Genomic DNA, 19,560 nt, shown 5'->3' with positions numbered 1-19,560 from the left:
TTCTATGGCCTCATCCCCTGATAGCGTCAGCATGGCGTTGTTTTGCGACTTCGAAAACGTCGCCCTCGGCGTGCGCGACGCGAAATACGACAAGTTCGACATCATGCCGGTGCTCGAACGGCTGCTGCTCAAAGGCAGCATCGTGGTGAAAAAGGCTTATTGCGACTGGGATCGCTACAAAGGTTTTAAAGCGGCCATGCACGAAGCCAGTTTCGAGCTGATCGAAATTCCGCACGTGCGTCAGTCGGGCAAGAATTCGGCGGACATCCGGCTCGTCGTCGATGCCCTCGATCTCTGCTACACGAAATCGCACGTCGATACCTTCGTGATCATCAGCGGCGATTCGGACTTCTCGCCGCTCGTGTCGAAGCTGCGCGAGAACGCGAAGAAGGTGATCGGCGTGGGCGTGAAAAACTCGACCTCCGATCTGCTCGTCGCGAACTGCGATGAATTCATTTTCTACGACGACCTCGTGCGCGAGCAGCAACGCGCGATCGCCAAACGGGAAGCACGCGAGGCACGCGATTCCCGGGATGCGAACGCGGCGGCGGCCTCTTCGTCCAAACGCACGTCAGACGACGACCGCCAGCCGAAGCAGGAACTCGAAAACCGCAAGGCCAAAGCCATCGCCATCGCGGTGGAAACCTTCGACGATCTCGCCTCGGAGCGAGGCGAAAGCGGCAAGATCTGGGCCTCGGTGCTAAAGAGCGCAATCAAGCGACGCAAGCCGGATTTCAACGAGTCCTACTACGGCTTTCGCGCATTTGGCAATTTGCTCGAGGAAGCGCAATTACGCGGTCTGCTCGAAGTAGGGCGCGACGAAAAATCGGGTGCGTTTGTGTATCGGACGCAATCGTCCTCAAGTACGGAAACGGTCAGGGAAGTTGAAACGCCTGCCGTGTCGAGGGAAACCCGGCAGCAGGCGAAATCGGGCGGCGAGAAGAATCGAAGGAAAGGCCGCAACGTGCGACAACCCGCGCCCGAACCGATGCTCTTCGAAGAGACTCATGAGAGTCACGAAGCGCGCTCTGAAGTCCTGCCCGACGAGCCGTTTTTTGAACAACCACGGGTATTTGTCGAAGAACCGGCTGTCGTTGAAGAACCGGTGATTGCTCCAATGCCAGTGATTCAGGAGCGCGAGGAAGAAGCGCTCGCGCGGCTGAGTGAAGTGCGCGAAGCGCCACAACCGAAGCGCGGGGCGGCGCGTCGCGGACGTCAGGTCGCTGCGAAGAAAGTTGCCGCGAAGGCGCCGCAAGAGCGGCGTGAGGAGCAAGCTGCGGTTGCAGCTTCAGCCGAAGCTGCCGATCGCCCGGATCAGGAAACGGCCGCGCCCGCCGCAAAGAAAGCTTCCGCAAGGGTGCCGCGCAAGACGGCTCCGCGTAGTCGCCGCCCTCGAAAGACTGCAACGGCGAGCGAAGAGTGACAACGTGAAAAAAAGATCGCCGCCGCATAGCCGCGACGGCGATGTTCGGATCGTTCGCGCCGGTGAACTACAACGATCCAAGCCTCAGCATCGGGCGATGGTCAAGGCTCCGGAATCTCCAGATCCATCAATGCCGAACTCAGCGATTTCCCATGTGCGTCGAGCGCGAGCGATCGCGTCACGCCGCCACCCAGCGCGCGCCCGAGTACAAAATTCATCGCCGATATCCCCGGCAGTTCGAAGCGTGTCACGTCACCCTTCACGACATCGCCCAGATGCGCTTTCACGCGCTCCGGCGTGACGTACGCAAGCAGATGACCGTAGTGCCGCGCGTCGTAACAGATCACCGATACATTCAGCGTATTGCCCTTATCGCCGGTTCGGGAATGAGCCAGTTGACGTAGTTTCATCTCAAGCCTCCACCATGTCGAACGATGGCCGCACGAGTTCTCGCGGCAACAAAACCGACTGCACCGCGATCACCTCGCGCGCCGTCTTCGTCACCCCGCCGCCGCCTGCCGGACCATTGGTATAGAGCGTCTCGACTTCGTTGCCGATACGAACCGCCTCTGCCATCGAATTCGTTCGCCCCGCTACGCGAACGCGGACTTCATACGGTTCCGCATTGCGCCCGCCGAGCGTCGTGCCGTGCAACGAATCGATACCGATCAGATCGAAGCGCAGTTCGCTTGCCGAAACGCCCGTCATCGCCAGCCGCTCACGCACGATCTCGAGCGCGAGCTTCGCCCGCGCGACCGCGCCCGGACCGCCATAAGAAATCTGCCCTTCGCCGATAAACCCATCCACGTAGGCGAGCGTTACCTTCAACGTCCCGGTGCGCGATGTCCCACGCCCACCGCTCACCCGTACCCGATCCGCCGCTTCTTCCACAACGCGAACTTGCGAGAAATCAGCAACTACATCGGGCTGGAGATATCTGCGGGGATCGTGAATCTCATACAGGAGTTGCTCTTTGCATGTGGCCTCCGTCACGCGACCGCCCGCATGCGCGACCTTGGTAATCGTGACGCAGCCGTCCGCTTCAACTTCGCCGATCGGAAAGCCGAGGCGCGCGAGCATCGGCACGTCCTTGAAACCCGGATCGGCGAAATAACCGCCCGTGATCTGTCCCGCGCATTCGAGCAGATGTCCCACCACCGTCGCTTGACCGAGCGTGTTCCAATCGTCCATCGCCCAGCCGAACGCGTGGATCAGCGGCGCCGTGAAAAGCGATGGATCGGCCGCGCGGCCGGTGAGCACGATATCGGCGCCAGCCTGCAGTGCATCGACAATCGGCGCGGCACCCAGATACGCATTCGCGGACACGAGCTTGCTGTCGTAGTCCGCCACGCTATCACCGGATTCCTCGAATCGATACGTTCCTTTCCTCACGACATCAAGTACATCGTCACCACTGACGGCCGCGATTTTCAGGCCGCTCAAACCCAGATCCTTAGCTATCGATGCAGTCTTGCGCGCCGCCGCCAGCGGGTTTGCCGCACCCATGTTCGAGATGATTCGTACGCCGTTACGCGCGGCCGCAGGCAGCACCGCGTGCATTCTTGCGTCGAGCAACGGGTCATAACCCAGTTCCGGATTTCCCCGCCGCGCCTGTTGCGCAAGCGCGATGGTGCGCTCGGCCAGACACTCGAACACGAGATAGTCGAGCGCGCCGTGCTCGGCCAGTTCGAGCGCGGGTTCAATGCGATCGCCCGAGTAACCCGCGCCCGCGCCGATCCGGACGCGGCCTCCTTTAGTTGCAGCAGTCATGCTCATTCCTTGCGTTCAAGAACGCGTACAAAAACGCGCTCAAAGAGGAAATATCCCCATCACGACACACGCTATCGTCATGACGATCGACGCGCCGAACAACAGCGGAAACGTGAATTTCTGATGATCGGCGAGATCGATGCCGGTCAAGCCGACGACAAGAAACGTCGCGGGCGTGAGCGGGCTCACCGGGAATCCCGTGGTCATCTGGCCGAGCAATGCCGCCTGCCCGACATGCACCGCCGGCACGCCAAGCTGCCCCGCTACTTCCGCAATCACGGGCAACACACCGAAGTAAAACGAGTCGGGATCGAAGAGCATGCTGAGGGGCATCGACAGGAAACCCAGTGCAACGGGAATATGCGTAGCCATCGATGGCGGCACGAAACCGACCGCCGCCTGCGCCATCGCCTTGAGCATGCCGCTGCCTTGCATCACGCCGGTGAACACGCCCGCTGCGAGCAGGATGCCGGCCATCATCAACGCGGCGCGCGCGTGGGCATCTATACGCTGGCGCTGCATATCCACGTTCGGATAGTTGACGAGCAACGCGATGCATAAGCCGACCATGAACATGATCGCCGGCGGAATCTTCTCGCCCATCACCACCATCGTGCCGAGCACCACCAGCGTCAGCACGATGTTGAACCAGAAATTCTTCGGGCGACGCAACGCCTTTTGTTCATCGGTGAGTTCGCGTTGCGGCATGGGGACCTCACCGTCGGCGGCCGAATAACCGAGCCTTTTTTCTTCGCGCCGACCGAGCCACCAGGACACGCCGAACACGAATACGAGGCCCACGATCTGCACCGGAATCAGCGGATTAAACAGCGCGGAGATAGGCAGATGCAGCGACGCCGATGCGCGGATCATCGGCCCGGTCCATGGCAAAAAGTTGATGCCAGCCGCCATCGACGCCGCCGCGGCCAGCACGCGCCGATCCATCTTGAGGCGATCGTAAAGCGGCAGCATCGCGGGGATGGTCACGAGAAAACAGACCGCGCCCGAGCCGTCGAGGTGGATCAGCAGCGCGAGCAGCGTCGTGCCCATGACAATGCGCGTCGGCCGCGTGCCAACCGTACGCAGAATGCGATCGATGATCGGATCGAGCGTACCGGCATCGGTGATCGTGCCGAAGTACAGGATCGCGAACACGAACATGCCGACGACAGGCGCAAGGCTCTTCAGCCCGTCGATAACGAACTTGCTCGTCTGCAGCCCGAAGCCGCCGATCAGCGACGCCGCTATCGGCACGATGATCAGCGCGACCAGCGGCGACATTCGTTTGGAAAGGATCGCCGCGAGCAGGACGACGATGGTGGCAAGGCCGAGCAATGGCAGCACGATGTTTGTCTCCGATCTTGTTTTTTATTAGATCCAAGCGTAATTTCGAGACGTCGATAAAACAATTGAAATGATTTGATGGCAGCAATCACATTTCGTAATAGCCGAAAGCCATGGACCTGAATCTCCGCGATATCCGTGCATTCATCGCCGTGGCGCAGGCGGGCAGTTTCACGCGCGCGGCTGTGCGCCTGCATCTGTCACAACCCGCGTTGACGGTGCAGATCCGGCGTCTTGAAGAAACGCTCGGCGCGCGGCTATTCGACCGCAATAGCCGCAGCGTCGCGCTAACGCCAGTTGGACGCGACCTGCTGCCGGTCCTGCAAAAGTCGCTTGGCGATATGGAGCAGGTTCTCCACGACGCCCGCGCACTCAGCGACGGTTCCACGGGCACGGTGCGGCTCGCGTGCCTGCCGTCGTTCGCCGCGAGTTTGCTGCCCGATCTGATCCAGGAATTCAGGCGCGAGTTGCCGCACGTATCGTTTCAAATCCGCGATGTGGTCGCGAGCGTGGTCAATGCGCTGGTGCGTAACGAGGATGTGGACGTGGGTCTGACCGGCGGTGACGTGACCGATGCATCGCTGGAAGTGCTGCATGCCGGTGAGGACCGGTTGTGCGTCGTGTGCCCGGAAGGGCATCCGCTGACCGCTGAGCGGCGGATCGGCTTGGCGGAGATCGTCCGCTATCCGCTGGTGCTCACGGCAGCGGGGACCAGCGTGCGAGCTGTCGTGGATGCCGCTTTCGAGGACGCAGGTTGCGCACCCGTGCCGACCTGCGAGCCGACCTACATGATGACCGCCGTCGCGATGGTGCGAGCCGGCCTTGGCGTGACCATCCTGCCGCGCTCGGCGCGCGAAGTGCGTGCGGAGCCAAGTCTGGTGACGCGGGTTATCGATGAACCGGGGTTCGTGCGTTCCATCGCGCTCGTGAAAAAGCGCGGACGGACGTTGCCGCCCGTGACGGAGGCGTTTGTCGGCGTGATCGTCAAGGGGCTGAAGCAGCGCGGAGAATGACACCCAGCCCACTCGCCGCCCCCAAATTATGTCGCGCGAACGGTTAGATCAGCAACAGCAAGGCCGCGCCGTACACCACGGCGCCGAGCAAGAAGGTCATGACCGTGAAGCCGAGCACACGCTGCACGCCGACACCCGCCATCGCCACAACCGGTGCGGCCCAGAACGGCTGCAGCATGTTGGACACTTGTTCGCCCATTGCAACTGCCATCGTCGTGCCAGGCACCGATGCATGCAGCGCAACCGCCGCCGGCACCACGAACGGCCCCTGCACCGCCCAGTGGCCACCACCCGACGGTACGAGGAAGGTCACCAGCAGCGAACATACGTAACTCCAGAACGGCAGCGTGTGCGCGTTCGAAATAGCGATAAAGAAATGCGACAGCACATCGGGCAAACCAGTCGCATCCATGATCCCCATGATGCCGCCGTAGAGCGGGTACTGAAGCATCATTGAACCGGTCTGGCGCGCGGCGTTCTTGATGGCATCGGCGTAAGCGAGCGGATAACCGTGCAGGATCACGCCCGCTATGAACATCACGAAGATCACCGCGTTCACGCCGCTGAAGCTCGTCTTGTGGGTCCACGCGATCGCCAGGAACGACACCCCTGCCGCGCCGATAAACGCGCTGCCCACCCGCGAATATTCAAGCCACTTGGCCGGCGTGAGTTTGCCCGCAGGGCGGGTCTTGGCGGGCGGATCGGGATTCTTGTCGAGATCGAGTACGACGATGTCTTCATCGGCGGGCTTGAGCAAAGCGAGCACGATCGGCGTGGCGATCAGCATCACGAACGTCGGCACCAGATTGAACGCGGTGAACACGGTGCTGCTGAACGGCAACACCTGCCCGGTCAATTTTTCAACGACATTCATCGCGCTGCCGTGCGTCGCCTGGGCCAGCGCAATCGAACTCGAGATGCCGCTCGCCCACACCACCCAGCCGGAGAACCCCGCCGCCACGATCCAGGCGAAGTCCACGCGCATGCGCTTCGCGACTTCGCGCGCGAGCAGCGCCGCGACCACGAGCCCGAAACCCCAGTTGAAAAACGACGCAACCGCGACCGATACAAAAGTGAGCGTGGCTGCCTGAACCGGCGTGCGGGCGATGGAAACAACCGCACGAAAAAGCCTCTGCACAGGCGGCGCGTGCGCGAACGCGTGGCCGGTAACGAGGATCAGCGTGATCTGGAATGCAAAGGTAAGGATATCGAAGAAACCCTTGTACCAGCCGCCGACGATCCCCATGAACGACGCATGCGGCGCGAACAATGCAGACGCCACCGCGACAAACGCAGTGATCAGGATCGCGAGGACGAACGGGTCAGGAATGACGCGCTCGAAGAGGTCGATGGTCGCGTTGGTGAAGCGCGTTTTACCGCCACCGCCCGTTGGTGATGCGCTCGCCGGTTTCATGTCAGTCTCCTTGTGATTGTTGTTGGTTGTTTTAACGTCCGGCGGGGTCAGAAGTCATAGAGCGTCCCGGGGTTATCGACGAGAATGGCTTGGCGTTGCCCGGGGTTTTCCACCCAGTGCGCAAGCAACTCGAACAGCGCTGCATCGTCGGGTTTGGCTGTTTCCGTCGTGTGCGGCCAGTCGCTGCCCCATACCAGCCGCTCAGGCGCTGCATTGACCCAGGCGCGCGCAGTGCGGTCCATATCGCTATAGCGTTCTGCTTCGCCCACGCGCGAATCGAGATACGGACCCGACAACTTCAGCCACGCACGGCCACCGTCCAGCAGCGTGCGCACAATGCCGAACGCCGGATGATCGATACCTTCGGGTCCCGGCAAACGCGCGAGGTGATCGAAGACGATCCTGGACGGCAGGCGTTTCAGCAATGCCTTATGGTCGACGATCTGCGCGGCCGTCCAGTGCAACTGAACATGCCAGCCGAGTTCGTTCACCCGCTGCGAGAGCGACTCCACCATCTCGAAGCCGACGACCGCCTGCATCGGCGTGTACAACGTGAAACGAATTCCGCGGATGCCGCCCGCATGCAGCGTGACCAGTTCTGCATCGGTTACGTCGGGGCGCAGCACGGCCACACCACGCGTGCGCTCGGCGCCGAGTTGCTGGATCGCGTCGAGTGTCACGCGATTATCGACGCCATAGATGCGCGGCGTCACGACCACCGTACGCGTAGTGCCAATGCGCGCCTGGAACTCGCGGCGATACACCTCGGCGGTGGCGTCGTTCACCATCGTGCCGCTGTGCGCAAAGCGGGCATCGAAGACGTGCATGTGGGCATCGCAGGCGAGCGGCGGCGGGGTGATCGTGGGCATGCGTTGTCTCCTCTTTTTATTCAATCACGCGCTTCGCCCGGAGCGCTTCGATGTCCTCGCTCGACATTCCTTGTTCGCTCAGCACCTGTTCCGAATCCTGGCCGAACGTGGGCGCGGCAAAAGGCTCGGGACCGGGCGTCCGGCCGAACCGGATTGACCGCTTGAGGCCCCGATATCGCCCCACCACCGGATGCTCGTACGTCGCGATCATGTCTTCAGCCAGAACCTGCGGATCCTCGAACATGTCTTCGACCGTACGCGCCGCCGCGCACGGCACCTCTTCGCCGAACAGTGCTTCCCATTCCAGCGCGCTCTTCGCCTGCAACGCGGCGTGGAGTTGCGGCACGATCTCATCGACGTGAAGCGCGCGTTTCCTCACGGTATCGAAACGCGGATCGGCGGCTAGCGCATCGAGGCCCGTCTTGCGGCACAGCGCCTGCCAGAAATGCGGCGTATTGGCGGAGATGTAGAGATAACCCTCGCGGGTCGGATGAATGCCGGTGATGCCGCCTGAACGCATGTCGCGGCCGACTTCGCGGGGCTCGCTGTCGGCCCAGACGAGACGCGCCGACTGCATGGTGAGCGCGCTGCGCAACAGCGACACGCCAACGTACTGCCCTTCGCCACTGCGCTCGCGCTCGAACAGCGCGGAAGCCACGCCGCCGGCCACCAGCGCCGCCGCATAGTAATCCACCACCGATCCATACAGCACTTCGGGCGGCCCGCCGCTCTTGCCTTGCATCGCGCACATGCCGGTCATGGTTTGCAGCACCTGGTCGTAACCCGCCTTGTCCTTGAGCGGCCCGGTTTCGCCATACCCTGTCACGGCGCAGTAAATGAGCCGTGGATTGAGCAGCTTCAACTGCTCATAGTCGATACCCAGCCGCACCGGCACGCTCGGCCGGAAATTGTGCACGAGCACGTCGGCGCGCGCGACCAGCGCCTTCAGCGCGGCGAGCCCTTCGGGTTGTTTCAGGTCAAGCGCGAGGCCGAGCTTGCTGCGGTTCACGCCAAGAAACGCGCGGCTCTCTCTCTCGAGTGTCGATGGATATTTGCGGAGGTTATCGCCCGCGGGCGGCTCGATCTTGATGACTTCGGCACCCTGATCGGCGAGCAGACTACAACCATAAGGCCCGGCGATATACGCACTCAAGTCGAGCACGCGGATGCCGCTCAACGGCCCGCGCGCGCCATCGGGTCTGCGCGATGATGCACTCATGGCTGCGCCCCCCGGTCTTGCTTCGAAGCAATCTTCGAAGCCGCCTGCGCCACGATTACCCGCGCCCGCGCGACGAACGGGCCATCGATCATCTTGCCATCGACCACATACGCGCCCCGGCCTGCTGCATCGGCTTCGGCCGCCGCTTCGACCACCCGTTGCGCGTGAGCGATTTCATCGGGCGTCGGCTGGAATATTGCATTGGCGAGTGCGATCTGGCTCGGATGAATGCAACTCTTGCCGATAAACCCAAGACTGCGAGCCAGCCGCGCCTCGGCCTGGAAACCAGCCTGGTCGCGGATATCGGCGAACGCTGAGTCGTAAGCGAACACGCCCGCCTCGCCCGCCGCCATGCTGAGCGCGAACATCGCCTGCTGGATCGCGGCGTTCTCCCGCCGCGCAATGCCAAGCGGCTCGAACAAGTCGCCCAGCCCAAGCTGCAAGCCTTTCACGCGAGGATGCGCACTGGCCAGTTCAAACGAACGCCGCAACGCGCCCGGCGATTCGATATTCAGCAGCAAGCCGATCGGCTCCGACACGCCGTTAGTGCGTTCGGCGGCATCGAGCGCGGTCGCGGCTGCCCGTACATCGTCGGCACTGCGCGGTTTCGGCAAATTGATCAGGTTGACGCCCGTCTGCACGACGGCGGCAAGATCGGCTTCGAAATGAGGTGAATCGATGGCATTCACACGCACGATCAGCGTCTTGCCACCGAACCGGTCCGAAGCATTCAGGGCGTCTGAGGACTGCAGCAGGAAGTCGCGAAGATGCGCTCGCGCTTCAGGCTTGCGCGCCTCGGATACGGCGTCTTCGAGGTCGAAAGAAAGGGCGTCTGCCTCGCTCGCCAAGGCTTTGACGAACAGTTCGGGCCGCGAGGCCGGAACGAATAGTTTGCTTTTCATGCCGCCAGTCTAGTCATCGGAACAATGAAGATAAAGCGATAGAATGTGCCTTCAAAATCAACTAAAAGTATCTTCATGGAGACGTCGTTCCTGACCAGCTTCCTGCTGGTCGTCGATACCGGGTCAATGGCGGAAGCCGCTCGCCGCCTCGACCTGACGCCCGCCGCGGTGGCGCAGCAGATCCGTACGCTCGAACGCGAGTTCGGCGCGCCGCTGCTTGCACGTGCGGGACGGACGGTGTCGCTCACGCCGGCAGGCAGCCGCATAGTGGCCCAATCGCGAGGTTTGCTGCGCGAGCTCGCCGACCTGAAAATCCTCGCCAACAACGAATACGCGACCGGCGAACTCAGGCTTGGCACGATCAATACGGCGTTGCATAGCCTGCTGCCGGACATCCTCGCGCGTTTCGTCACCGCTCATCCGCAGGTGAAGGTGTTCATCCAGTCGGGGACATCGGCGGAATTGTATGAAGCATTGCGACAGGGCGACGTTGATGCCGCCGTCTGCACGCATCCCGCCTTCGCCATGCCGAAAACCTTCGTGTGGGAATTGCTGCGCGAGGAACCGCTCGTGGTGATCGCGCCGCAGCGGCTCGCGAAGCGTGATGCGCATGACCTGCTCGCGCACGAGCCATTGATCCGCTACGACCGGTCGCTGGCCGGCGGCAAGGAAGCGGAGCGGTATCTAAGGCGTGTCGGCATCGTGCCGAACGAGCGCTTCGAGCTGAGTTCACTCGCAGCCATCGCGATGATGGTGGATCGCGGGCTGGGGGTGTCTCTCGCCCCCGATGTCGCCTCGCCGATGACGAGCGCACTGCGCATCGCCCGGCTCAGCTTGCCGATGGAATCGGAACCGCGCCGCTTTGGCGTGCTCTGGAAACGGGCGTCAGTGCGTGAGCGGCTGATTCGCGGCCTGGTGGATTGCGCGCTGCAGTGCGTGCGCGGCGAGATGGGATGAATACACAAGGGACGGGGCGCCCTCAAGGTTCCGCGCACCCAAAAACAATGCGGCGGCACGCTCGCACGTGCCGCCGCATCTCGCACACGAAGCTTGCCGCCCCGCGCGCCTTGCTGCCAGGCTTAGCCGCTTACTGCGGTGCGCCCTTGTCGTTCGTGCCCATGGCCGACGCGGCTGCTGCAGCCGAGGCGCCCTTCAGGTGCGATGCCTTGTCCTGCTGATGCAACGTCGTGCCGCCCGTTTCGGATGCTGCTTTCTTATGATGTTTGAAGTGCGGCAGGTGCGGCTTGGGTTCTTTGGGACTGACAGCAGGCTTGCTGGTGTCCGTCTTCGAACCGCCGCCACCCGACTGAGCCATTGCCGTGCCTGCGAACGCGAAAGCGAGCGCACCAACTATTGCAATTTGCGAGAACTTCTTCATTTGCCAATCTCCCTGGAGTGATGAATCAATTGCAGCACCGCATTGTTGTTCGAAATGCTGAGAATTTCAACGAATTCAGCGCATTCCTATCGAAAGTTGGTTTTCGCCAACTCAACGATTTCGTCGCCGCGACCATTCAGGATCGCGCGCAGCATGTAGAGGCTGAATCCCTTCGCCTGCGCCAGTTCCACTTTTGGCGGCATGGCCAGTTCGTGCTTGGATGTCACCACGTCCACGAGCGCCGGCCCGGGATAAGCAAAGGCCTTCTGCAGCGCCTCGGCAATATCCTCGGACTCCTCCACCCGGATGCTGAAAATGCCCGCCCCCTGGGCAATGGCCGCGAAGTCGGTTTTCGCGAGATCGACGTTGGTATCCAGATAACCGGCGGCCTTGAGTTCCATCGAAACGAAGCCGAGCAGACTGTTGTTATAAACCATCACTTTGATCGGGAGATCGAGCTGGCGAGCGCTGAGCAAGTCGCCAAGCAGCATCGATAACCCACCATCGCCCGACAGCGAGATCACCTGACGCCCCGGGTTCGCGCCCTGCGCGCCGAGTGCTTGCGGCATTGCGTTTGCCATGGAGCCGTGGTTGAACGAGCCGTGAAGCTGGCGCTTACCGTTCATCGTGAGATAACGGGCGGCCCAGACCGTCGGCGTGCCGACATCGGCGGTGAAAATAGCGTCTTCGGCGGCGGCTTCGTCGATAAGCCGGGTCAGATACTGCGGATGAATCGGCCTGCCCGGGCCCGACGGCGTCGCGAGTTCGTCGAGTCCTTTTCTCGCCGATGCATAGTGCTTGCGGGCGGTATCGATGAAATTGCGGTCCGCCTTGCGTGTGAGCTTCGGCAGGACCGCTGAGATCGTCTCCTTGACCGTGCCGACCAGCCCCAGCGCGAGCGGCGCGCGAGAGCCCAGCTTCGAGCCGCGCCAGTCGATCTGGATGATCTCGGCGTCGGTGGGATAGAACGGCCGGTAGGGAAAGTCGCAGCCGAGCAGGAGCAGCGTGTCGCACGACATCATCGCGTGATAGCCCGAACTGAAGCCGATCAGACCGGTCATGCCGACGTCATACGGGTTGTCCCATTCGATGAACTGCTTGCCGCGCATCGCGTGGACGACCGGTGCGCCGAGCACGTCCGCGAGCGCCACCACTTCGTCATGCGCGCCCGCAGTGCCGCTGCCGCACATCAGCGTCACCGCTTCGGACTCGTTCAGCATGGCCGCGAGCCGGTCGATATCGATGTCCGAGGGCAGGATGGTCGATGGACCCGTTGCGGACCAGCTAGGCGTTTCCGCAGGCGCTTCGCTCAACGCAACATCACCGGGCAGCACGATCACCGCGACGCCGCGCTCTTCGATCGCCGTGCGCATCGCGCGGGCGAGCACGCGGGGAAACTGCGCGGCGCTCGACACCAGTTCGACGTAATGGCTGCATTCCTTGAAGAGCGCGGTCGGATGGGTCTCCTGAAAGTAGCCCAAGCCGATCTCCGACGACGGGATATGCGCTGCGATCGCCAACACCGGTTGCTGGTTCCGATGACAGTCGTACAAGCCGTTGATGAGGTGCAGGTTGCCCGGGCCGCAACTGCCGGCGCACACCGCAAGCTTTCCCGTCGATGCCGCGTCGGCGCCTGCCGCGAACGCGGCGACTTCCTCGTGGCGTGTGTGCATCCATCGGATCGAGCCGACCTGGTCAAGGCTGTAGGCGAGTCCGTTCAGGCTGTCGCCGGTGACGCCCCAGATACGTTCGACGCCTGCTGCCGCCAGGGTTTTTGCCAAAAATTCCGCAACCGTGTTTCGTGCCATGTCCTGCTCCTTGGGTGAAAAGAGGAATCGGAGTGGTCGATTGGATGCCGGGTTATCAGCGTCCTTTCGTCATACGTGTGCAATGGCTCAAAGCGAAAAGCATAAACGCGATGCCGAGGGTCAATTATGAAAAAACCTTAATCGGCCTGCCTTACGAGTGGCCGACATTGGGGCGCTGGCGCGGCATGCACGCCATACCAAAACGGCCATACGAGACTGAAGCGCACCGGTTGCTAGAATGTCCGCCCGCCCCTCCTCTCTGCCTGAGCCAAGAACCGCCCGATGGATCTCGAACGCATTCTCTTCTCGCAGGGCTTCGGCTCACGCCGCCAATGCCGCGCGCTTGTAGCCGATCAGCGCGTGTCGATTGCCGGCTCGCCCTGCATCAATCCGGCGACGGAAATAACATCCGACACGCTCTCCTCGTTCGAGTTTCAAGTCGATGGCACCACGTGGCGGTATCGGGAAAAAGCTTATCTGGTGCTGAACAAGCCTCCGGGCTACGAGTGCTCACGCGATCCGCAGCACCACCTGAGCGTCTTTCACCTCTTGCCGCCGCAGTTGCCCGAGCGCGGCGTGCAATGCGTGGGCCGCCTGGATCAGGACACGACCGGCCTTCTGCTCCTCTCCGATGACGGCGCGTTCGTGCATGCGTTCACATCGCCGAAACGCAAGGTGCCGAAGGTTTATCTCGCGACCACGCGCCATCCTCTCGACGACGCCCAACTCTCGGCACTGCGCAACGGCGTCTTGCTGCACGGCGAATCGCAGCCTATTGCGGCCGTCGGCGCCAAGCAGCGCGATGAACATGTGCTCGAGCTTTCGGTGCTCGAAGGCAAGTATCACCAAGTGAAGCGGATGGTTGCGGCGGCGGGCAACCGGGTGGAGAAGTTGCATCGGGAGCGCATCGGCGGTTTTGGTTTGCCTGACGATCTGGACGAAGGCCAATGGCGGTGGCTCGACGATGCAGACCTGGCCATGTTGCGGCAAAGCTGACTGGCTTGCGTGGTCACACGAGCGGTGCGCCCAGACAATGTGACGCGCTTCCGATGTCATTCGTGCGACAGCGAGCGGAGCCGCGACCGCGCGGGGTTTAACGTCCTACCAAAGCGCGCTGCATCCATCCGGGCGCTTCAAGCGTAGAACGTGGCATCCATTGCTTTTCGACACCTATGCCCGCACAACAAAAACGCCGCATCGTGACATTCGGTCTTGCCAGTCTTGGCGCTGCGGCACTCGCCGCCTGTAGTCCCGTCAAACTTCTGAACGCCACTATTCCGTCGGGCGGCTACCGGAAGACACCGGATATTGCGTACGGAAGCGATCCGCGTCAGGCGCTCGATGTCTACGTTCCCACCGCAGCCGTTGCACGTAGTGAGACGCGGCCAGTTGTCGTGTTCTTTTACGGCGGAAGCTGGCAGAACGGGGATCGTGGCAATTATCTGTTTGTTGCGCAGGCGTTGACGTCGCGTGGATACGTGGCGGTGATGCCGGACTACCGCACGTATCCGGAAACGGCGTTCCCGGGTTTTGTCGATGACGCCGCGGCCGCCGTTCGCTGGACGCGCGATCACGCGCATGAATTCGGCGGCGATCCGGCGCGGCTCTTTGTAATGGGCCATTCGGCGGGTGCACATCTCGCTGCGCTGATCGCCACCGATCCACGTTATCTCGCTTCGCAATCGATGTCGAAAGCCGACTTGCGCGGCGTGATCGGTTTAGCTGGACCCTATGATTTCCTGCCGATCAAGGACCGCACGCTGCTCGATGTATTTCCGGCGAGTACGCGCGCAGAGAGCCAGCCAATCAATTTCGTCACCGGCCACGAGCCGCCAATGTTCCTTGCCGCCGGCACTGACGATCTTGTCGTCGATCCGGGCAACACCGACCGGTTAGCGGCGGTTTTGCGGCGACACGGCGACCGGGTGGAAGTGAAGCACTACGACGGCGTGGGCCATATCCGAATAGTGTCGGCACTCGCCGCTACGCTGCGCGGGCACTCGACGGTGCTGGCCGATGTATCGGAATTTATCGATTCGTTCGCACTGTAGAACAATTCCGCCACAGCCCGGGAAAACCCCTGTGCGATGCAGCATGTCTTTCTTACGACGTAAAACTATACTGATTACACGACTATTAAAAGAAGCAGGAGGGCCATCATGGCCACTCACATGACCATTGCAATGATTGCGTTCGTGGCGATCAGCGTGTTGTTCATCGTTGGATTGCTCGTGACGATGCATCTGCGCCACCGCTATCAACCCAACCTGATCGGCGCGCTAATTGGGGCTTTGCTGTGCTTCATCCTGCTGGAGACGCTACCGGTATTGATGTGACGGTTGGATCAATCCGCGCCTCGCGCAAGAAGTCGTCGATGCTCGGATAACGCAGCGTGTAACGCAATTCGTCCCGCAGCCGGGTGTTCTGCAGACGTCGCGATTCACGCATGAACGAGAGCATCATCGGCTCGAGCTGCGCCTCCGCTTGCTCACGCGAAACGCGGGGGGCGCGCGGCAAACCGAACGCATCGGCGATACGGTCGAAATACTCGCCCATGCGCAACTCGCTGTCGTCCGATGCATGCACCACGCGCTGCGGCCACGCCCGCCGGATCGCGAGCACGAGAATGGCCGCAAGATCGTCGGCGTGGATATGGTTGGTATAGACATCGTCGGCTGGCGCCAAAGCAGGCGTCCCCTTTTGCAGCCTTGCCAGCGGTAGCCGGTTGCCGGCGTAAATGCCGGGAATCCGCACAATCGATGCGTTCAACACACCGCGTCGTGCCGCCCGGCGCAATTGCGTTTCCGCCGATACCCGCCGTTTCGCACGCGCGTTGTCCGGCCGCACCGGCCGCGTTTCATCGATCCACGCCCCGCCGCAATCGCCATAAACCCCGGAGGTACTCGCATAAACCACGCGTATCGGCCAGCCGCGCGCGGCAGCGCTCGAAACCCGGTCGGGTACAATAGGCGCTCTTTTTATGGCTTTAGCGCGCGTATTCGCGCCCGCCGGCTTGCTGCTCTTGAAGGTCGCGCGAAACCATCCGCGCCACGCTCGCTGCCGGGCAACCGCGCTGGTCACAGCGCGCGCAACGGAGCGTCGCGGCGCGCTCAAAGCGGCAATCAGCGCGCGGGTCCTGGTGTCGTCGTCGCCCGTTTTCTGGGGCGGCGCCAGATGCAGCACAGTCGATGCGAGACCGGCCAGCCGTCGCAAGCTGCGGCGCTCGTCCAGGTCGCCGATCAACGGCGTCGTGCCGGCTGCGCGTAGTTCGGTCACGCGCGCGGGCTGGCTTGAAAGTGCGATCACGCGAGGCGCGGCGGCACGGTGTGCAAGAAGCGGCACGCAACGCAGGCCGACATCGCCGCAACCGGCGATCAGCACACGCGCGCGGCGTAGTTTTCGAGTGGCGATCATGCTGTCGATTGTAGCCGCGACAGCTTTGGCATTTGTTTCACCCCAACTCATCCAGGATCTATGGCTTTCAACGTTACGCTCCGGCAAAGCGGCCGGCAGTTCCAAGTAGAACCCGACGAGGCGGTGCTGCTCGCCGCATTGCGCCAGGGCATCGGACTTCCCTACGGCTGCAAGAACGGAGCCTGCGGTTCATGCAAAGGCACGGTCGTCTCCGGCGAGGTCGAGCAGGCGCCGCATTCGTCGTCGGCGTTGTCCAACGACGAAAAAACCCGCGGCATGGCATTGCTCTGCTGCGCGACGGCCAAGGGCGATCTGGTGGTCGACGTGCGCGAAGTGGCGGGCGTCGGCGATATCCAGGTGAAGAAGCTGCCTTGCCGCGTGAACGCGCTGGAACGCAAGGCGGCCGACGTTGTGGAACTGAAGCTGCAATTGCCTGCCAACGAACGGCTGCAATACCTGGCCGGACAGTACATCGAATTCATCCTGAAAGACGGCAAGCGCCGCAGCTATTCGATGGCAAGCCCGCCGCATCACGAAGGCCCGATCGAGCTGCACGTTCGCCATATGCCCGGCGGCACGTTCACGGACCACGTGTTCGGCGCCATGAAAGAGCGCGACATCCTGCGCTTCGAAGGCCCGCTCGGCACGTTCTTCCTGCGCGAAGATTCAGAGAAGCCGATCGTGCTGCTCGCGTCCGGCACCGGCTTTGCGCCGATCAAGGCGATTATCGAACATGCGGTGTTCAAGAACCTGAACCGGCCGATGACGCTGTACTGGGGCGGCCGCCGCAAGCAAGACCTGTACATGATGGATCTCGCCGAACAATGGGCGAAGGACGTGCCGAACTTCTCGTTCGTGCCGGTGTTGTCGGAACCCGATGCAAGCGACGCGTGGACGGGGCGCACGGGCTTCGTTCATCGTGCTGTCATCGAAGATCTGCCAGACTTGAGCGCGTATCAGGTGTACGCGTGCGGTGCGCCGGTGATGGTGGAATCCGCCCAGCGCGATTTCACGAGCCATCACCGCTTGCCTGAAGACGAGTTCTACGCCGACTCGTTCACCAGCGCGGCAGATCTCGCCAATCCGGTTTAGCCGCGATTTAGCCTGCGAGTGTGGCGGCTCGACAAAAATCGGGCCGCCATGGTTTACACGCAGGAACTTCGTGTCGTATTCTTCGCGAATGCTCAAAATTTACGCCACTCTTCGACGTCGCAGCTCGTCGCTTCCCTAGGGATGCCGCTGGCTGGTCACGGATTGGCGCTTGAGTTTTCGAACCAGCGCACACTTCGACACTATGAAGCCACGGAATTCCGTGGCTTTTTGCATTGTTGGTTCGGTTTTTAATCCCGCCGTCTTTTTTCCTTGCTGTTTTCGTGGAGCCCGCCGTCATGAATTTCCAAGAGTATCCCGTCGAATCGCTGATGTTCATCACGAACCGTCCTGAGATCGTGTTCACGCACGGCAAGGGTTCCTGGCTCTACGACAACAACGAGAAGCGATACCTCGACTTCATCCAGGGTTGGGCGGTGAATAGTCTCGGTCATTGCAACGACGGCATGATCGAAGCCATGGACAAGCAGTCCCGCACGCTGATCAACCCGTCGCCGGCTTTCTACAACGCGCCGATGGCCCAGCTCGCCGGCCTGCTCACCGCGAACAGCTGCTTCGACAAAGTGTTCTTCGCCAACAGCGGCGCGGAAGCCAACGAAGGTGCCATCAAACTCGCGCGCAAGTGGGGCAAGAAGTTCAAGGGCGGCGCGTACGAGATCATCACCTTCGATCACAGCTTCCACGGGCGCACGCTGGCCACCATGTCGGCGAGCGGCAAGCCGGGCTGGGACACCATTTATGCACCGCAAGTGCCGGGCTTTCCGAAGGCCGACCTGAACGACATTGCATCGGTGGAAAAGCTCATCACCGATAAAACCGTCGGCGTGATGCTCGAGCCAATTCAAGGCGAAGGCGGCGTGATCCCGGCAACGCGCGAGTTCATGCAGGCGCTGCGCGCACTGACGAAGAAGCACAATTTGCTGATGATCGTCGATGAAGTGCAAAGCGGTTGCGGCCGTGCCGGGACCTTGTTCGCGTATGAGTTGTCGGGCGTGGAGCCGGACATCATGACGCTGGGCAAGGGGATTGGCGGCGGCGTGCCTTTGGCGGCGCTGCTGTCGACCAAGGAAGTCGCGTGCTTCGAACCCGGTGATCAGGGCGGCACGTATAACGGCAATCCGCTGACGACGGCCGTGGGCTACTCAGTGATTTCGCAACTGACCGCGCCGGGTTTTCTCGAAGGCGTGCGTGAGCGTGGCGATTATCTGAAGGCTCAGCTATTGCAGCTTTCGGAAGAGCGCGGTTTCAATGGCGAACGTGGCGAAGGTCTGCTGCGCGCATTGCTGCTCAATAACGACAACGGTCCGAAGATCGTTGAAATGGCGCGCGATATGGGACCGGATGGTCTGCTTCTGAATGCAGCGCGGCCGAATCTGCTGCGCTTCATGCCGGCGCTGAACGTGACGAAGGACGAGATCGACCAGATGATGTCGATGCTGCGGTCTGTGCTGGACGCGCTGTGATCATCCGGGTCTTCGATGAGCGCGACACGCAGGCCGTGCTCGCGCTCTGGTCTGAGGCGTTTCCCGAATACGCTACGCCTGGCAAACCACAGCGCGATCCGCGGTTATCGATTCGAAACAAGCTCGCGATGCAGCCGGAGTTGTTCTTCGTCGGCTGGTTGAACGAGCGTCTGATCGGCACGGTGATGGCGGGTTACGACGGGCATCGCGGTTGGCTGTATTCGCTGGCCGTGGCTGAAGATCAGCGCGGCAATGGTTATGGCCGCGCGCTGGTCGAACATGCGGAACGCGCGCTTGCCTGCATCGGATGTCCGAAGCTCAATCTGCAAATCATGGCGAACAAGCCCGAGGCGCAGGGGTTTTACGCAAAGCTCGGGTACCAGATGGATGAAGTGGTCAGCTTCGGCAAGCGGCTTTAAACATCGGCATTAAA

19 protein-coding genes are annotated in these 19,560 nt (G+C 61.8%); 9 read left to right on the top strand and 10 right to left on the bottom strand.

The annotated features are described in order from the left end of the window. Positions 1-4 precede the first annotated feature (4 nt). Entirely contained in the window at positions 5-1,423 is a 1,419-nt protein-coding gene (locus EOS_RS30735; protein ID WP_075645418.1) for an NYN domain-containing protein, read from the top strand. A gap of 101 nt (positions 1,424-1,524) precedes the next feature. Here the strand turns inward: EOS_RS30735 and EOS_RS30730 are convergent, their stop codons facing one another. Genes EOS_RS30730 through EOS_RS30720 form a run of 3 tightly spaced genes read right to left on the bottom strand, consistent with a single transcriptional unit; the run spans position 1,525 to position 4,537 of the window. Continuing rightward, positions 1,525-1,833, bottom strand: coding sequence for an AtuA-related protein (locus tag EOS_RS30730; RefSeq protein WP_047895972.1), 309 nt, complete (start codon positions 1,831-1,833; stop codon positions 1,525-1,527). A 1-nt stretch (position 1,834) separates the two neighbouring features. After that, positions 1,835-3,193: an acyclic terpene utilization AtuA family protein gene (locus EOS_RS30725; RefSeq protein WP_047895971.1), complete on the bottom strand. Its 1,359-nt coding sequence runs from the start codon at positions 3,191-3,193 to the stop codon at positions 1,835-1,837. Between the two features lie 39 nt (positions 3,194-3,232). Further along, a complete protein-coding gene (locus EOS_RS30720; RefSeq protein WP_047895970.1) occupies positions 3,233-4,537 on the bottom strand; it encodes a CitMHS family transporter in 1,305 nt (434 codons plus the stop codon). A 113-nt stretch (positions 4,538-4,650) separates the two neighbouring features. On the opposite strand from EOS_RS30720, the gene EOS_RS30715 reads away from it, so the two are divergent. Continuing rightward, positions 4,651-5,550, top strand: a complete 900-nt coding sequence (locus EOS_RS30715) for a LysR family transcriptional regulator (RefSeq protein WP_047895969.1) — start codon at positions 4,651-4,653, stop codon at positions 5,548-5,550. Between the two features lie 43 nt (positions 5,551-5,593). Here EOS_RS30715 and EOS_RS30710 read toward each other — a convergent pair whose 3' ends face one another. From EOS_RS30710 to EOS_RS30695, 4 genes are read right to left on the bottom strand one after another with little or no spacing between them, the layout of a single operon-like run. Continuing rightward, positions 5,594-6,964: a short-chain fatty acid transporter gene (locus tag EOS_RS30710; RefSeq protein WP_047895968.1), complete on the bottom strand. Its 1,371-nt coding sequence runs from the start codon at positions 6,962-6,964 to the stop codon at positions 5,594-5,596. Between the two features lie 47 nt (positions 6,965-7,011). Beyond that, on the bottom strand, positions 7,012-7,833 hold the full coding sequence (locus EOS_RS30705) for an amidohydrolase family protein (RefSeq protein ID WP_047895967.1): 822 nt from the start codon (positions 7,831-7,833) through the stop codon (positions 7,012-7,014). A 16-nt stretch (positions 7,834-7,849) separates the two neighbouring features. Next, on the bottom strand, positions 7,850-9,052 hold the full coding sequence (locus tag EOS_RS30700) for a CaiB/BaiF CoA transferase family protein (protein WP_047895966.1): 1,203 nt from the start codon (positions 9,050-9,052) through the stop codon (positions 7,850-7,852). Continuing rightward, positions 9,049-9,954 carry an HpcH/HpaI aldolase/citrate lyase family protein gene (locus tag EOS_RS30695; RefSeq protein ID WP_047895965.1) on the bottom strand — a complete coding sequence of 302 codons (906 nt, stop codon included), beginning with the start codon at positions 9,952-9,954 and terminating at the stop codon, positions 9,049-9,051. The genes EOS_RS30700 and EOS_RS30695 overlap by 4 nt, the downstream gene beginning before the upstream one ends. A 75-nt stretch (positions 9,955-10,029) precedes the next feature. Between EOS_RS30695 and EOS_RS30690 the strand changes: the two genes are divergently transcribed. Beyond that, positions 10,030-10,911, top strand: coding sequence for a LysR substrate-binding domain-containing protein (locus tag EOS_RS30690; protein WP_047895964.1), 882 nt, complete (start codon positions 10,030-10,032; stop codon positions 10,909-10,911). A 130-nt stretch (positions 10,912-11,041) separates the two neighbouring features. On the opposite strand, the gene EOS_RS30685 is transcribed toward EOS_RS30690, so the two are convergent. Then, positions 11,042-11,332 (bottom strand): hypothetical protein, encoded by a 291-nt coding sequence (locus tag EOS_RS30685; protein WP_047895963.1) that lies wholly within the window; start codon positions 11,330-11,332, stop codon positions 11,042-11,044. A gap of 86 nt (positions 11,333-11,418) precedes the next feature. After that, positions 11,419-13,140, bottom strand: a complete 1,722-nt coding sequence (gene poxB, locus EOS_RS30680; protein ID WP_047895962.1) for a ubiquinone-dependent pyruvate dehydrogenase — start codon at positions 13,138-13,140, stop codon at positions 11,419-11,421. Between the two features lie 282 nt (positions 13,141-13,422). Between poxB and EOS_RS30675 the strand changes: the two genes are divergently transcribed. The 3 genes from EOS_RS30675 (at position 13,423) to EOS_RS47610 (ending at position 15,476) form a co-directional block, all read left to right on the top strand. Further along, complete coding sequence (locus EOS_RS30675) at positions 13,423-14,136, top strand: pseudouridine synthase (RefSeq protein ID WP_047895961.1); 714 nt, start codon at positions 13,423-13,425, stop codon at positions 14,134-14,136. Between the two features lie 176 nt (positions 14,137-14,312). After that, a complete protein-coding gene (locus EOS_RS30670) occupies positions 14,313-15,191 on the top strand; it encodes an alpha/beta hydrolase (protein ID WP_053064086.1) in 879 nt (292 codons plus the stop codon). Positions 15,192-15,299: 108 nt separating this feature from the next. Beyond that, positions 15,300-15,476 (top strand): hypothetical protein, encoded by a 177-nt coding sequence (locus EOS_RS47610; RefSeq protein WP_047895960.1) that lies wholly within the window; start codon positions 15,300-15,302, stop codon positions 15,474-15,476. Here the strand turns inward: EOS_RS47610 and EOS_RS30660 are convergent. Beyond that, positions 15,442-16,554 carry an NAD-dependent epimerase/dehydratase family protein gene (locus EOS_RS30660; protein ID WP_047896024.1) on the bottom strand — a complete coding sequence of 371 codons (1,113 nt, stop codon included), beginning with the start codon at positions 16,552-16,554 and terminating at the stop codon, positions 15,442-15,444. The genes EOS_RS47610 and EOS_RS30660 overlap by 35 nt on opposite strands. Before the next feature lie 60 nt (positions 16,555-16,614). Here EOS_RS30660 and EOS_RS30655 point away from each other — a divergent pair, with 60 nt between their 5' ends. The 3 genes from EOS_RS30655 to EOS_RS30645 all read left to right on the top strand — a co-directional run bounded on the left by EOS_RS30655 (position 16,615) and on the right by EOS_RS30645 (position 19,546). Then, positions 16,615-17,646: a CDP-6-deoxy-delta-3,4-glucoseen reductase gene (locus tag EOS_RS30655; protein WP_047895959.1), complete on the top strand. Its 1,032-nt coding sequence runs from the start codon at positions 16,615-16,617 to the stop codon at positions 17,644-17,646. 296 nt (positions 17,647-17,942) lie between these two features. Then, positions 17,943-19,127: an acetylornithine transaminase gene (locus tag EOS_RS30650; RefSeq protein ID WP_047895958.1), complete on the top strand. Its 1,185-nt coding sequence runs from the start codon at positions 17,943-17,945 to the stop codon at positions 19,125-19,127. Next, positions 19,124-19,546 carry a GNAT family acetyltransferase gene (locus tag EOS_RS30645; RefSeq protein WP_047895957.1) on the top strand — a complete coding sequence of 141 codons (423 nt, stop codon included), beginning with the start codon at positions 19,124-19,126 and terminating at the stop codon, positions 19,544-19,546. The genes EOS_RS30650 and EOS_RS30645 overlap by 4 nt, the downstream gene beginning before the upstream one ends. Positions 19,547-19,560: the final 14 nt, after the last annotated feature.

Source organism: Caballeronia mineralivorans PML1(12) (assembly GCF_001028175.1).
GTDB classification, from domain to species: domain Bacteria; phylum Pseudomonadota; class Gammaproteobacteria; order Burkholderiales; family Burkholderiaceae; genus Caballeronia; species Caballeronia mineralivorans.
This window is presented reverse-complemented; position numbering and strand designations above follow the sequence as displayed.